At 59.4% G+C, this 12689-nt stretch carries 12 protein-coding genes; 8 read left to right on the top strand and 4 right to left on the bottom strand.

Features of this window, described 5'->3' with window-relative positions; genetic code table 11:
* Positions 1-211: 211 nt before the first annotated feature.
* The gene (locus ABJP42_RS01515) at positions 212-1000 is read right to left on the bottom strand and encodes an exodeoxyribonuclease III (protein ID WP_348338134.1); all 789 of its coding nucleotides are present in this window, start codon (positions 998-1000) and stop codon (positions 212-214) included.
* A 367-nt stretch (positions 1001-1367) separates the two neighbouring features.
* Here ABJP42_RS01515 and ABJP42_RS01510 point away from each other — a divergent pair, with 367 nt between their 5' ends.
* Positions 1368-2477, top strand: coding sequence for a TauD/TfdA family dioxygenase (locus ABJP42_RS01510; protein ID WP_348338133.1), 1110 nt, complete (start codon positions 1368-1370; stop codon positions 2475-2477).
* Positions 2478-2617: 140 nt separating this feature from the next.
* On the opposite strand, the gene ABJP42_RS01505 is transcribed toward ABJP42_RS01510, so the two are convergent.
* The gene (locus ABJP42_RS01505; protein ID WP_348338132.1) at positions 2618-3304 is read right to left on the bottom strand and encodes a response regulator transcription factor; all 687 of its coding nucleotides are present in this window, start codon (positions 3302-3304) and stop codon (positions 2618-2620) included.
* Positions 3305-3490: 186 nt separating this feature from the next.
* Here ABJP42_RS01505 and ribA point away from each other — a divergent pair, with 186 nt between their 5' ends.
* Both ribA and ABJP42_RS01495 read left to right on the top strand, forming a co-directional pair.
* Positions 3491-4579: a GTP cyclohydrolase II gene (ribA, locus tag ABJP42_RS01500; RefSeq protein ID WP_348338131.1), complete on the top strand. Its 1089-nt coding sequence runs from the start codon at positions 3491-3493 to the stop codon at positions 4577-4579.
* A complete protein-coding gene (locus ABJP42_RS01495; protein WP_348338130.1) occupies positions 4576-5094 on the top strand; it encodes a L,D-transpeptidase family protein in 519 nt (172 codons plus the stop codon). Before ribA ends, ABJP42_RS01495 begins: the two co-directional genes overlap by 4 nt.
* 6 nt (positions 5095-5100) lie before the next feature.
* Here the strand turns inward: ABJP42_RS01495 and ABJP42_RS01490 are convergent, their stop codons facing one another.
* The gene (locus ABJP42_RS01490) at positions 5101-5760 is read right to left on the bottom strand and encodes a YggS family pyridoxal phosphate-dependent enzyme (protein ID WP_348338129.1); all 660 of its coding nucleotides are present in this window, start codon (positions 5758-5760) and stop codon (positions 5101-5103) included.
* 121 nt (positions 5761-5881) lie between these two features.
* The gene (locus ABJP42_RS01485) at positions 5882-6955 is read right to left on the bottom strand and encodes a porin (protein WP_348338128.1); all 1074 of its coding nucleotides are present in this window, start codon (positions 6953-6955) and stop codon (positions 5882-5884) included.
* A 404-nt stretch (positions 6956-7359) separates the two neighbouring features.
* Here ABJP42_RS01485 and ABJP42_RS01480 point away from each other — a divergent pair, with 404 nt between their 5' ends.
* The 5 genes from ABJP42_RS01480 to ABJP42_RS01460 form a co-directional block, all read left to right on the top strand.
* Positions 7360-7845 carry a DUF3576 domain-containing protein gene (locus ABJP42_RS01480; protein ID WP_348338127.1) on the top strand — a complete coding sequence of 162 codons (486 nt, stop codon included), beginning with the start codon at positions 7360-7362 and terminating at the stop codon, positions 7843-7845.
* 97 nt (positions 7846-7942) lie between these two features.
* Positions 7943-10519 carry a leucine--tRNA ligase gene (gene leuS / locus ABJP42_RS01475; RefSeq protein WP_348338126.1) on the top strand — a complete coding sequence of 859 codons (2577 nt, stop codon included), beginning with the start codon at positions 7943-7945 and terminating at the stop codon, positions 10517-10519.
* Positions 10506-11048 carry an LPS assembly lipoprotein LptE gene (lptE, locus tag ABJP42_RS01470; protein ID WP_348338124.1) on the top strand — a complete coding sequence of 181 codons (543 nt, stop codon included), beginning with the start codon at positions 10506-10508 and terminating at the stop codon, positions 11046-11048. The genes leuS and lptE overlap by 14 nt, the downstream gene beginning before the upstream one ends.
* Positions 11045-12073: a DNA polymerase III subunit delta gene (holA, locus tag ABJP42_RS01465; protein WP_348338123.1), complete on the top strand. Its 1029-nt coding sequence runs from the start codon at positions 11045-11047 to the stop codon at positions 12071-12073. Before lptE ends, holA begins: the two co-directional genes overlap by 4 nt.
* Positions 12074-12178: 105 nt before the next feature.
* The coding region (locus ABJP42_RS01460; RefSeq protein WP_348338122.1) for a glutathione S-transferase family protein at positions 12179-12689 on the top strand (511 nt) is incomplete at its 3' end.

Here is a 12689-nt window from a genome sequence, read left to right as displayed (position 1 = left end):
GAGAGGAGTTCACCAGAGCCCTGCCTTGTGTATTTTTCTCACCGCGCCAGGCACCAGGCTGCTCAGATCACAATCATACGCAACCGCGCCGCGCCTTTGCGCGGCGCCGGGCCCAACGGGAGGCGGGCATCTGTGATGCCCAAACGACGGGCGGGAGCCCCCCATAAACCTTGCCGCTACTCACCTCGACTGCGTGCAGACGAAGGTCGTCTCAAAGATCAAACGTGGCAAAGACCGGCGCGTGATCGCTGGGTTTTTCCCAGCCGCGCGCGGCGCGCAGCACCCGGCTGGAATGGGCCGCCTGGCTGATATCCCCGGTGGCCCAGACATGGTCCAGACGGCGCCCCTTGTCGGCGGCATCCCAATCCTTGGCCCGATAGCTCCACCAGCTGTACAGCAGCCCCTCAGGGATATCCGCGCGGGTCACATCACCCCAGTTCCCGGCCTCCTGCACCTCTGCCAGCAGATCCACCTCAACCGGCGTATGGCTGACGATCTTCAGCATCTTCTTGTGATCCCAAACGTCATCTTCGCGCGGGGCAATATTAAGGTCTCCGACCAGAATGGATTTCTCGGGGCGCTCCGCCTTGAACCAAGCCCGCATTTCAGTGAGGTAATCCAGCTTCTGGCCAAATTTCTCGTTCACCTCGCGGTCAGGCTTGTCGCCACCTGCGGGTACGTAGAAATTATGCACCGTCACCCCATTCTCCAGCCGCCCGGCAATATGGCGGGCATGGCCAAGCTCGGCAAAGTCTTTTGAGCCCGCCTCTTCGATAGGCAGCCGCGACAGGATTGCCACCCCATTATAGCCCTTCTGGCCACGGGCCACCATGTGGCGATAGCCCAGCTCGGCAAAACCTTCTGTCGGGATCAGCTCCACCGGGCTTTTGCACTCCTGCAGGCACAGCACATCCGGGCCTTCCTCGCGCAGCAGTTTCTGCACCAGCCCTTCGCGCAGGCGGACTGAGTTGATGTTCCAAGTGGCGAGGGTAAAGGCCATGCTGCGTCTCTCTTCCTAGATGAGTTGCCTCGAACATGCATGAACAGAAGGGGAACCTCTAGAGTGGAAAACCAGTGGTTGCGGTTTTTTTCTCCCTGCCCTGCCTTCGAGGTGAAATTCTCTTGCCATTTTTCACCAGATTTCCCAGATGTGCCAAAACAGCTCGCAGCCAAAGCGCAACCAAAGAGGCCCAGCCACTTGCCACTCAGTACCGTCCTTGGGCAACGTCCGGGGCACCCTTACAAAAAGGCCTATGACTGGTGGCCGCCGCCCGGACGGGTCCTGCTGGGCTGAGCCCTCAGCCATCCCCCCCCTTTAGACCTGTCCAAGCATGCCAAAGCGCATGCGCCTTTATGGAGGCCACCTCATGGCCAATGCATCCCTGCGTTCTGACGACGCTCTTGTTCACCTCACCTTTGCCGATGGCAGCAGCGCTGATTTCCCCTATATCTGGCTGCGCGACAATGACCCCGCCGGGTTTCATCCCCAGACCCAAGAGCGGATCACCGATCTGACCGCCATCCCGCTGGATATCACCCCTGAAAAGATCGAGACCACCAGTAAGACCCTGACCATCTGGTGGCAGGGCGAAGACACCGTCACGGCCTTTGATCTCGACTGGCTTTCTGCCCGGCGCCCCGGACAATATGCCACCGACCCGGCCCGCACCGGGTTTCTCCCCTGGCGTCAGGATCTGGGCGCTGCCGGCGTGCCCCGCGCCAAGGCCAGTGAGGTTCTGGCCTCGAATGCGGCCTTGCAGGACTGGCTGGTTGAAACCCAGACCTTTGGGTTTTCCATCGTTGAAGGGCTGGCCGACAGCACCGAGGCCGGCATGGATGTGGCCCGTCGTATTGGCTTTCTGCGCGAAACCAACTTTGGCCAGACCTTTGAGGTCCAGTCCAAACCAAACCCCAACAATCTGGCCTATACGCCCATTGCCCTGCCACTGCACACCGACCTGACCAACCAGGAATTGCCACCGGGTTTTCAGTTCCTGCATTGCCTCACCAATGAGGCAACCGGCGGGGGGTCGCTGTTTTGTGACGGCTACGCCATCGCCGAGGATCAGCGCCGCGCGGATCCTGAAGCCTTTGAACTGCTGGCCGAAACCTCAATCCCCTTCCGGTTTCACGATCAGGACACCGATATTCGCAACCGCAAGAAGGTCATCAATCTTAACGAAGCAGGCGAGGTGATCGAGATCTGCTTTAATGCCCATCTGGCCGATATTTTTGACCTCGCGCCTTCGCTGATGACCCGCTACTACCGCGCCTATCGCCAATTCATGATCATGACCCGCAGCGCCGACTACCTGGTCACGCTGAAGCTCAAGGGCGGCGAAATGGTGGTCTTTGACAATCGCCGCGTGCTGCATGGCCGCGATGCCTTTGATCCGCAAACAGGATTCCGCCATCTGCATGGCTGTTACGTTGATCGCGGAGAGTTTGAAAGCCGCCTGCGCCTGCTGCAACGCTAGGGCAAAAAAAGGGCCGGGCGACTTTGCCCGGCCTAGTCCAACAGGGAGGTGCATATCATGACCCGGATATGCGCGGGATGTGAACATTTCTAAACATGACCAGTAAATGCGTCATTGATTTACATCAAGTTAACGAAACGCTAATTTATCAGACGATATCCACCAGATTCCGTCACCAGAATGCGCGCATTGGAGGGATCGGGCTCAATCTTCTGACGCAGACGGTAGATATGCGTTTCCAACGTATGGGTTGTCACCCCGGCATTATAGCCCCAGACCTCGTGCAGCAGCACATCCCGCGCCACCACACCATCGGTGGAGCGATAGAGGAACTTCAGGATATTGGTCTCTTTCTCGGTGAGGCGGATCTTGCGATCATCCTCGGTCATCAGCATCTTCATCGCCGGTTTGAAAGTATAGGGCCCTAGCACAAAGACCGCGTCTTCTGACTGTTCGTGCTGGCGCAGCTGGGCGCGGATGCGCGCCAGAAGCACCGGGAATTTGAAAGGTTTGGAGACATAGTCATTGGCGCCGGCATCCAGACCCAGAATGGTATCGGAATCGCTGTCATGGCCTGTCAGCATCAGGATCGGCGCCTTGACGCCCTGTTTTCGCATCAAGCGGCAAAGCTCGCGCCCGTCGGTATCGGGCAGGCCCACATCCAGGATCACCAGATCATAGAGCGCTTCCTTGGCTCGTTCCATGGCACTTTGGCCGCTGTCGGCCTCAAAAACATCAAAGTCCTCGGTCATCACCAGCTGCTCGCTCAGGGCCTCGCGCAGGTCTTCATCATCATCTACCAGTAGAATTTTCTTCAGTTGTGCCATATCTCTAGTCTCCTGCCTCTGCGCTCCTGTTTCCGTGACTGACAGATGCGCCTCCTGCGCGCAAACGACAAGATATGCTGCAAAACCCTCACGCCGACGTGTCTGTAGCGCAGGATTTGTTTCACTTCTGTAGAAATTGAGCCTAGGAATACCCCGTTATACTGTCACGAACCACGAGATGCGCGCATGAGCCTGATGCCAACCACGATCGAACTGCTGGCCCGCGCGCGGGTGGATCTGCGCATGGGGCTGCCTGTTGTGCTCATCAAAGGCAGCCAGGCGGCCCTCGCCATCGCCGCCGAAAGCCTGACCCAGGAGAGGCTGCAAGAGCTGCAGAAGCTCGGAGATGTCACCCTGGCCCTGACCGCGCGCCGGGCCGAGACCCTGAAGGCCCGTGCCTATGACGGCGATACCGCCCGTATCTGCCTGCCAGAATCCGCCACGCTGAACTGGATTCAGGCTCTGGCGGACCCGGCGGATGACTTGAATTCTCCCATGAAAGGCCCGCTGACCAGCGCCCGCGATGGCTCTGCAGCGCTCCACAGGTTGGCCATTGCCCTGGTCAAATCCGCCCGGCTGCTGCCCGCAGCCCTGCTGGTGCCACTGGAAAGTGGCGTTCGGTTTGCTGCCAGCCATGGGCTCACCCTAGTGCCGCAGGCCGCGGCCGAGCCACTGATGAGCCAAAGCTCGCCGCTGCATGCGGTTGCCGCCGCCCGCCTGCCCATGCAGGCCGCCGAGGCAGGCCGACTGCATATTTTCCGCCCCGAAGATGGTGCCGAGGAGCACTATGCCGTCGAAATTGGCCGTCCCGACCGCAGCCAGCCGGTACTGGCCCGGCTGCATTCGGCCTGTTTCACCGGTGATGTGCTGGGATCGCTCAAATGTGACTGTGGCCCGCAGCTGAATGCAGCACTGGCGCAGATGGGGACCGAGGGCAACGGTATTTTGCTCTACCTCAACCAAGAGGGGCGCGGCATTGGCCTTGCCAATAAGATGCGCGCCTATTCCCTGCAGGACCAAGGGTTTGACACCGTCGAAGCCAATCACCGCCTGGGCTTTGAAGACGATGAACGGGATTTTCGCCTCGGCTCTGTCATCCTCAAGGAGTTGGGATTCTCTCAGGTGCGGCTGATGACCAATAACCCCAACAAGATCGCGATGATGGAAAAAACCGGCATCAAGGTCGCCGAACGGGTGGCGCTGAAGGTGGGGGAAAACGCCTTTAACGCCCAGTACCTGGCCACCAAGGCCGCAAAATCAGGACATATGTTGTGAGGGTGCCCGCCCAAGGGCCTGGCGATCTGGTGCTGACCAAACAGGGGCTGAGGTTTCTTGGCCGCTTGCTGCCTTGTTCCATCGGCAAGGGGGGACTTTCTGAAGCCAAGCGCGAGGGCGACGGGGCCACGCCCATTGGGGTGCATCGCATCGCCGGGATGCTCTACCGTCCCGATCGCATGACCAGACCCGCGCCTTGGGCCCAGGCCATTGGCCCCGGTGATCTATGGTCGGATGACCAGCGCGACAGCCGTTACAACACCCAAGTCACAGCACCCTATCACTATAGCCATGAGTGCCTGCGCCGGGCTGATCCGCTTTATGATCTGGTATTGATACTGGACTGGAACTGGCCAAATGCAGAGCCCGGCAAAGGCTCTGCCATCTTTATCCACCAATGGCGTCGCCCTGGTTACCCAACCGAAGGCTGCATTGCCTTTAACCGCGCTGACCTGCACTGGCTCGCAGGCCGAGTTGTCCCTGGCAGCCGGGTGATTGTGCCAAATCTGGCCTAGTGCCAATCAGGTCTCCGCATAGGCCCGGGCGCCAAAAATGGCAGAGCCAACCCGCACATGGGTCGCACCATGAGCAATCGCCTGCTCAAAATCGCTGCTCATCCCCATGGAGAGCCCGCTCAGACCATTGCGCGCCGCCAGTTCTGCAAGCTGAGTAAAATGCGCCGAGGCGTCTTCTGAGACCGGGGGGATGCACATCACCCCCTGCACCGGCAGATCAAGCGCCCGGCACTCGGCAACAAAATCATCCGTCTCAGCTGGAAGGATCCCGGCCTTTTGTGGCTCTTCCCCTGTATTGACCTGAATGAATAGATCCGGGCATTTGCCCAGCTCCTGTGCCAGGCGGGCAATCGCCTTGGCCAGTTTGGGGCGGTCCAGCGTATGGATGCAGTTGAACAGCTCCATCGCCTGGCGGGTCTTGTTGCTTTGCAGGGGCCCAATCAGATGCAGATCCAGCCCGTCATATTGTTGAGCAAAATCGGGCCATTTGCCCATGGCCTCCTGCACGCGATTCTCGCCAAAACACCGCTGACCCTCATCCAGCACAGAGGCAACCCGTTGATTTGGCTGCACCTTGGACACGGCGATCAATATCGTCGATCCTGTGGCGCGTCCCGCGGCCAACTCAGCGGTCTGAATACGCGATCTAATTTCTTGCAGCGACATTTGGCTCTCTCCGGGTTTTGACGCCAGAACAACACTGTCTGGCAGCAAATGTTACGAGGCAAAGAAAAAGGGCGAGCTCTGTTAAGAGCCCGCCCCCAATTCACGCTAAGCGTAGTTCAGCTTAGAAGCTGAAGTATACACCAGCCTGGAACGAGTCGTCGTTTGTCGAGGCTGCGGAGTTCACGTAACCAGCAACAAAAGTCGCGCCGCCACCCAGGTCGTACTGGTAGTTGATGCCGAAGGAAGTACCGTCAGCTTCAGCAGCGTTTGCGCCACGAGTGGTGGTGCCGGAAACGGTGGTGTCTGCCAGCAGGGCAGCATCAACGTCAGTGGAGTTAACCCAAACGATCAGGTTGGAAGCCGCGCCGATGTCCATGTTACCTTCGAGAGTAACCGAGTCAGCAACATCTGTGGAACCATAGGCGAGTTTCGCGCCGAAGTTGCCCCAGTTACCGCCGGCTGCCAGGAAGAAAGCACCATCGTTGGCGTCCAGAACGGTACCGCCCGAAGTAGTGATGGCGGTGGTGTTGCTTGCGGACTGGTATGCACCAGTCACATAGTAGTCAGAGAAGGAGTATGTCAGCATGACTGCTGTGCGGGCTTCGCCACCGGCTGTACCAGCAACTGTGCCGCCATTACGCTGGCTGTAGGACACGTGACCAGTGAAACCACCAGCCGAGTACAGAGCTTCGATACCGTTGGTACCTGTGCCTGCGGAAGAATATGCATCCCAGATGAATGTGCCGAGGGTGCCTGTTGTTGTGTCAGCACCACGAACTGTCAGGGACTGGAAGCCCATGCCGTCGATGCCTGTACCGGCGGAACGTGCGCCAGTTACATACATGCCAGGAGCATTTTCCATCGCGCCGATGATGTTGCCAACGTTGACGGCCAGGCCGCCATAGGTCACGCCAAAGCGTGCGCCGTTGAATACTGCGGTGCCGGCTGTGCCGTCACGGCTTTCAGCCTGGGCGCGGAAGCGAGCGTTGAAGCCTACGCCACCGTCTGTTTCAGCAGACATGTCGAACTGCAGACGCAGACGGCTGGTGATGTTGGTTTCGGAACGGCCAACAACGGTTTTGTTTGCGGCGTTGTAGTCCAGACCAAAACGGCCATAACCGGACAGACGGACGTCAGCAGCTGCTACGGAAGCAGTGGCGATCAGCGCGGTAGTCGCGAAGAGAACCTTTTTCATCGATTTTTCCCTCGGGTTTAATTCTGATGCCCAAACCGGGGAATCCGGCGTGGGTATGACAAGGGGTTTCGCTTTTTCACCCCCGTTTTGGCAAGAGCAGCCCATCTGCCAGCCAGCATTGCTCTTTGGGATGGTGCAGCTTTGCCACAGTCTTGCTGTGCACCCCAAAAGACTCACGCTGAATCCTGCTGCTTTGTTAACGAATTCCGCCTGAGCGATGGCCGACCCATTGTGAAGCCCCCTGTCGTCTGGGCCATAGTCCAAACCCTCGCAATGTGTTGTGGCCTATATATAACTGTAAGCCACTTCGATTCGCTGGATACCGCCAGCAATCGCTAAACCCCTTGCTCCGCTGCCCGCCGATACGATAGGAGTGCGGCACGAGACTGGCGCCAGGAGCGACGATGACACTGCATAAGATTGTAAAGACGACCCTCATCGGGGTTTTGTGCTTTGGTTTGGCGGCCTGTGGAGGGCGCTCAAAGAGCGGCCCTAGCGGCACCGCGCCTCAAGAGTTCAACAATGATATTGATGCGGCTCAAAGCACCACATCGTCGTTTTTTGACCTGTTTGGCGGCACGCCGGATCAAAAGGTTCAGGTGAACCGCTATCTGTGGAATGCCAGCCTGGATGTCTTGGAATTCCTGCCCGTACAATCTGTTGATCCCTTCACTGGTGTCATTGTCACCGGATATGGCACCCCTCCGGGCAGTGGTCGTTCCTACCGCGCCACCGTCCATATCAAGGACCCGGCCCTGGATGCGCGCTCTTTGAACGTGTCGCTGCAAACCAAAGGTGGGCGTCCTGTGAGCGCCTCGACCACCCGCGCTGTCGAAGACGCGATTCTGTCGCGGGCGCGCCAGCTGCGCATCGCCGACAAGAACCTCTGAGACCCGCGCGACGAAGCTCTGGCACAGAGATCAAAACAACAGTAATACAGGCGCCGGGTCACCACCCGGCGTTTTCATTCTTAAAGGACCTCTCGTGATGTCGCGCTACGCTGCCACCAAAATCGAAGAAAAATGGCAAAAGGCCTGGACTGAGGCCGGTATTTTTGAAGCCAAGCGCGAGCCTGGCAAAGAGAAATACTATGTGCTCGAGATGTTCCCCTACCCCTCGGGCAAGCTGCACATGGGCCATGTGCGCAACTACACCATGGGCGACGTGGTGGCACGCTACAAGATGTCCACTGGCCACAATGTGCTGCACCCCATGGGCTGGGATGCCTTTGGCATGCCTGCAGAAAACGCGGCCATGGCCAGCGGCGGCCACCCCAAGGACTGGACCTACGCAAATATCGAAGCGATGAAAGACCAGATGAAGCCGCTTGGCCTCTCGCTGGACTGGTCGCGCGAATTTGCCACCTGCGACGAAGACTATTATGGCCAGCAGCAGGCTCTGTTCCTGGACTTCCTGGAAAACGATCTGGTCTACCGCAAAAACGCCGTGGTGAACTGGGATCCGGTAGATATGACCGTTCTGGCCAATGAACAGGTCGAAGGTGGGCGCGGCTGGCGCTCGGGTGCGCTGGTGGAACGGCGCGAGCTGACCCAGTGGTTCTTCAAGATCTCAGACTATTCCGAAGAACTGCTCTCGGCGCTGGACACGCTGGAGAACTGGCCCGCCAAGGTGCGGCTGATGCAGGAAAACTGGATCGGCAAATCCCGCGGGCTTCAGTTTGCCTTTGAACGCAGCGATGGCGGCGAGGCGATCGAGGTCTATACCACCCGGCCAGATACGCTGAATGGCGCCTCCTTTGTGGGGATTTCACCGGATCACCCGATTGCCAAAGAGCTGGAAGCAGAATCAGCCGAAGTGGCTGAGTTTGTGGCCGAGTGCCGCAAGGGTGGCACCACCGAAGAGGCCATCGAGACCGCCGAAAAACTGGGCTATGACACCGGCATCCGGGTCAAACACCCGCTGAATCCCGATTGGGAACTGCCGGTCTGGATCGCCAATTTCATCCTGATGGACTACGGTACCGGCGCCATCTTTGCTTGCCCCGCCCATGACCAGCGCGATCTCGACTTCTGCCGCAAATACGATCTGCCAGTACTCAATGCCTTTTTCATGCCAGATGACGTGGCGCCGGTAGAAAACGACGCTCTGGTGCCGATGAAATCGGAAAAAGTCCGCTGGGTTGATCATTTTGCCGGCCTCACCGAGGCCACCGGCGAAGAGGCGATCAATGCAACCGTTGATTTTGCCGAGAAGGCCGGCTGGGGCCAGGGCGTCACCAAATACCGCCTGCGGGACTGGGGCCTGTCGCGTCAACGCTATTGGGGTTGCCCGATCCCTGTGGTCCACTGCCCAGACTGTGGCGTGGTGCCGGAGAAGAAAGAGAACCTGCCCATCGCGCTGCCCTATGACGAAGACGGCAAGGCGATTGATTTCTCGGTGCCCGGTAACCCGCTGGATCGTCACCCCAGCTGGCGCAACTGCGCCTGCCCCGCCTGTGGCAAGCCTGCCCAGCGCGAAACCGACACTATGGATACCTTTGTTGATTCCAGCTGGTATTTCTCGCGCTTTACCGCCCCCAAGGCCGCGACCCCAACCAATCTGGAGGATGCCGCCTATTGGATGAATGTCGACCAGTACATCGGCGGCGTCGAACACGCGATTCTGCACCTGCTCTATGCGCGGTTCTTCTCCCGCGCGATGCAGATCTGCGGCCATCTGCCCGAAAGCGCCAAGGAACCCTTTGACGCGCTGTTCACCCAGGGCATGGTGACCCACGCGATCTATGAGAACGCCGAACGCAAGGATGAGAACGGCCGCTCGATCTACCATTATCCCAACGAGGTCGAAGACCGGGATGGCGGCGTCTACGTCAAGGAGACCGGCGAGAAGATCAAGGTGATCCCATCGGCCAAGATGTCAAAATCCAAGAACAACGTGGTGGATCCACTTGCCATCATTTCGGCCTATGGTGCCGATACTGCGCGCTGGTTTGTGCTGTCTGATTCGCCCCCCGAACGGGATGTGGAATGGACGGCCTCCGGTGCCGAGGCCGCCTATAAGCACCTCAACCGGGTCTGGAATCTCTGCGACAAGATCGGTGAGATGGAGCCCGGAGCCGCGGGTCAGGGCGACGAGGATCTACTGCGCGAGATGCATAAGACCATCCGCGATGTGACCCTGGGCGTTGAAAGCTTTGGTTTTAACGCTTCGATTGCGCGCCTCTACGGTTTCACCAATACCCTGGCCAAATCCAAAGCCGGACAGGCGGCGCAGAAACAGGCCATCATGGTGCTGGCGCAGCTTATGTCGCCGATGGTGCCGCATCTGGCCGAAGACATCTGGGCCCATCAGGGCGGTGAGGGCCTGATCACCACAGCCCCCTGGCCGGTTGCAGATGAGGAGATGCTGGTCGAGGCCTCTGTTACCCTGCCGATCCAGATCAATGGCAAACGCCGTGGCGAAATCACCGTGGCGGCTGATCTCGACAAGGCAGAGGTTGAAAAGATTGCTCTGGCACACGAAGCTGTGCAAAAGGCGCTGAATGGTGGCGCTCCGAAAAAGGTGATCGTGGTGCCCGGTCGTATCGTCAATGTCGTTGCTTAAACTGCCCCTGCTGATCCTGGCACTGGCCGCCTCTTTGGTGGCCGGCGCCTGTGGCTTCTCCCCGGTGCATGCGCCGGGCGGCAGTGGGTCTGCGCTTTATGGCAATGTCGTCATCGCAGTACCAGACCAGCCGAGTTCCAGAGGTGATTCCAACGCCTATTTTCTGGTGCGGGATCTGGAGCAGCGTCTGGGACGCACCAGCAGCGGCGATTTCGCTCTGGATCTGACCCTTGCGACCAGATCCGAAGGACAGGCGATCACCGCCGATAACTCGATCACCCGCTATTCGATCATTGGTGCGGCTGGCTACAGCCTGACCCGGCAATCCGATGGTACCGTGGTTTCCAGCGGCAGCGAGACCAATTTCACCGGCTATTCCGCCACCGGATCCACGGTGGAAACCCTGTCTGGTGAGCGTGATGCCTATGAGCGGCTGATGCGTATCCTTGCGGATCAGATTACCCAGCGGTTGCTGGCCACTGTGGATGTAAGCGCGGTGGAAGTGGCCGCCGCGCCTGCCATCGAATGAAGCTTTCCCCGCGAGACACCGACGCCTATTGCCAGCGGCCGGACCCGAGCAAGACCGGATTGCTGATCTATGGCGCTGATGCCATGCGGGTGGCGCTGAAGCGGCAACAATTTCTCGCAGCCCTGCTTGGCCCCGGCGCCGACGAGGAAATGCGCCTCACGCGCATGCCCGGCAGCGATCTGCGCAAGGATCCCGCTCAGCTCTTGGACGCGGTAAAGGCCGTTGGCTTCTTTCCCGGCGCGCGGGCCGTCTTTGTCGAAGAGGCAAATGACACAGCCGCCCCGGCGATCCTCGCCGCGCTTGAGGAATGGCAACCCGGAGATGCCCAGATCGTGGTCACCGCAAGTCAGCTCAAGGCGACATCAAAACTGCGCAAGGGCTTTGAGGGCCATTCCAATGCCTATGCCACCGGCATCTATGATGATCCGCCCTCCCGGGCCGAAATCGAACGCATTCTGGGCGAGGCCAAGATCCGCGATGTGCCAAGTGACAGCATGTCGGCGCTGACGGATATTGCCAATGACATCGGCCCCGGTGATTTCTCGCGGATGATCGAAAAGCTGTCGCTCTATAAACATGGTGATACAGCGCCGCTCTCGCTGGAGGATATTCTGGCCGTGGCGCCGCAATCCACCGAGGCCGCGCTTGATGATGTGCTCAATGTGGTGGCCGAGGGGCGCACGCCAGAGATCGGCCCGCTGATCAGCCGCTTGCAGTCTCAGGGCACCAATGCGGTGACGCTTTGTATTGGCGCCACCCGGCATTTTCGCACGCTTTATACCGTTGCAGCCGACCCCGGCGGTCCGGCCCAGGGCATTGGACGGTTGCGCCCGCCGCTTTATGGCAAACGCCGCGACAGGGTGCTGCGCCAGTCACAGAACTGGGGGGCGGGCCGGTTGCAACGGGCGCTGACCATCCTCACCGATACTGATCTACTGCTGCGCTCAGCCGGGCAGACCGCGCCGGCCCTGGCATTGATGGAGCGGGCTCTGATCCGTCTGGCTATGCTGGGCCGCACCCGCTAACGTAGCGCCCTTTGGCTGCTCCCTTTGGCTTCCCCTGTAATCTTGTCTTGACCTCCTGCGCCCAGGCTTCATCTTGGCGGCAAAGAACATCTGGGAGGATAGATCATGTATACCGTTGTTGGCACGCCCCTGTCGCGCAGCTTTCGCGTGCTTTGGACATTGGAAGAACTGGGGCAGCCCTACGCGCTGACCCCCGCCCTGCCGCAAAGCCCGGAGATCCTCGCGGTCAATGCGACAGGCAAGGTCCCCGCCCTGCTAGAGGGCGATACGGTGCTCACTGATTCCACCGCGATCATCACCTATCTGGCCGACAAACACGGCAGTCTTACCGCCCCCGCCGGCACATTGGCACGGGCGCAGCAGGATGCCATGACCCAGCGGTTCCTTGACGAGCTGGACGCAACCCTATGGACCGCTGCCCGGCACAGCTTTGCGCTGCCAAAGGAGCAGCGGGTGGCCGAGGTAAAGCCCAGCCTGAAATGGGAATTCAACCGCAACCTGGACCGGATTGAGAGCCAGATCAAAGGCCCCTTTGTGATGGGCGAAGAGTTCACTCTGGCTGATATCGTGCTGACCCACTGTCTGAACTGGGCCTATGGCGCCAAGTTCCCGGTAG

It is taken from the genome of Pseudophaeobacter sp., from assembly GCF_039971195.1.
Taxonomy (GTDB): Bacteria; Pseudomonadota; Alphaproteobacteria; order Rhodobacterales; family Rhodobacteraceae; genus Pseudophaeobacter.
Note: the sequence above shows the minus strand (reverse complement) of the source record. Positions and strands in the feature narration are given on the sequence as shown.

Coding starts and splice junctions, on each gene's coding strand:
- ABJP42_RS01510 (WP_348338133.1), top strand. CDS start 1,368: ATGGCCAATGCATCCCTGCGTTCTGACGACGCTCTTGTTCACCTCACC.
- ABJP42_RS01515 (WP_348338134.1), bottom strand. CDS start 1,000: ATGGCCTTTACCCTCGCCACTTGGAACATCAACTCAGTCCGCCTGCGC.
- holA (WP_348338123.1), top strand. CDS start 11,045: ATGAAGCTTTCCCCGCGAGACACCGACGCCTATTGCCAGCGGCCGGAC.
- leuS (WP_348338126.1), top strand. CDS start 7,943: ATGTCGCGCTACGCTGCCACCAAAATCGAAGAAAAATGGCAAAAGGCC.
- ribA (WP_348338131.1), top strand. CDS start 3,491: ATGAGCCTGATGCCAACCACGATCGAACTGCTGGCCCGCGCGCGGGTG.
- ABJP42_RS01480 (WP_348338127.1), top strand. CDS start 7,360: ATGACACTGCATAAGATTGTAAAGACGACCCTCATCGGGGTTTTGTGC.
- ABJP42_RS01505 (WP_348338132.1), bottom strand. CDS start 3,304: ATGGCACAACTGAAGAAAATTCTACTGGTAGATGATGATGAAGACCTG.
- ABJP42_RS01490 (WP_348338129.1), bottom strand. CDS start 5,760: ATGTCGCTGCAAGAAATTAGATCGCGTATTCAGACCGCTGAGTTGGCC.
- ABJP42_RS01485 (WP_348338128.1), bottom strand. CDS start 6,955: ATGAAAAAGGTTCTCTTCGCGACTACCGCGCTGATCGCCACTGCTTCC.
- lptE (WP_348338124.1), top strand. CDS start 10,506: ATGTCGTTGCTTAAACTGCCCCTGCTGATCCTGGCACTGGCCGCCTCT.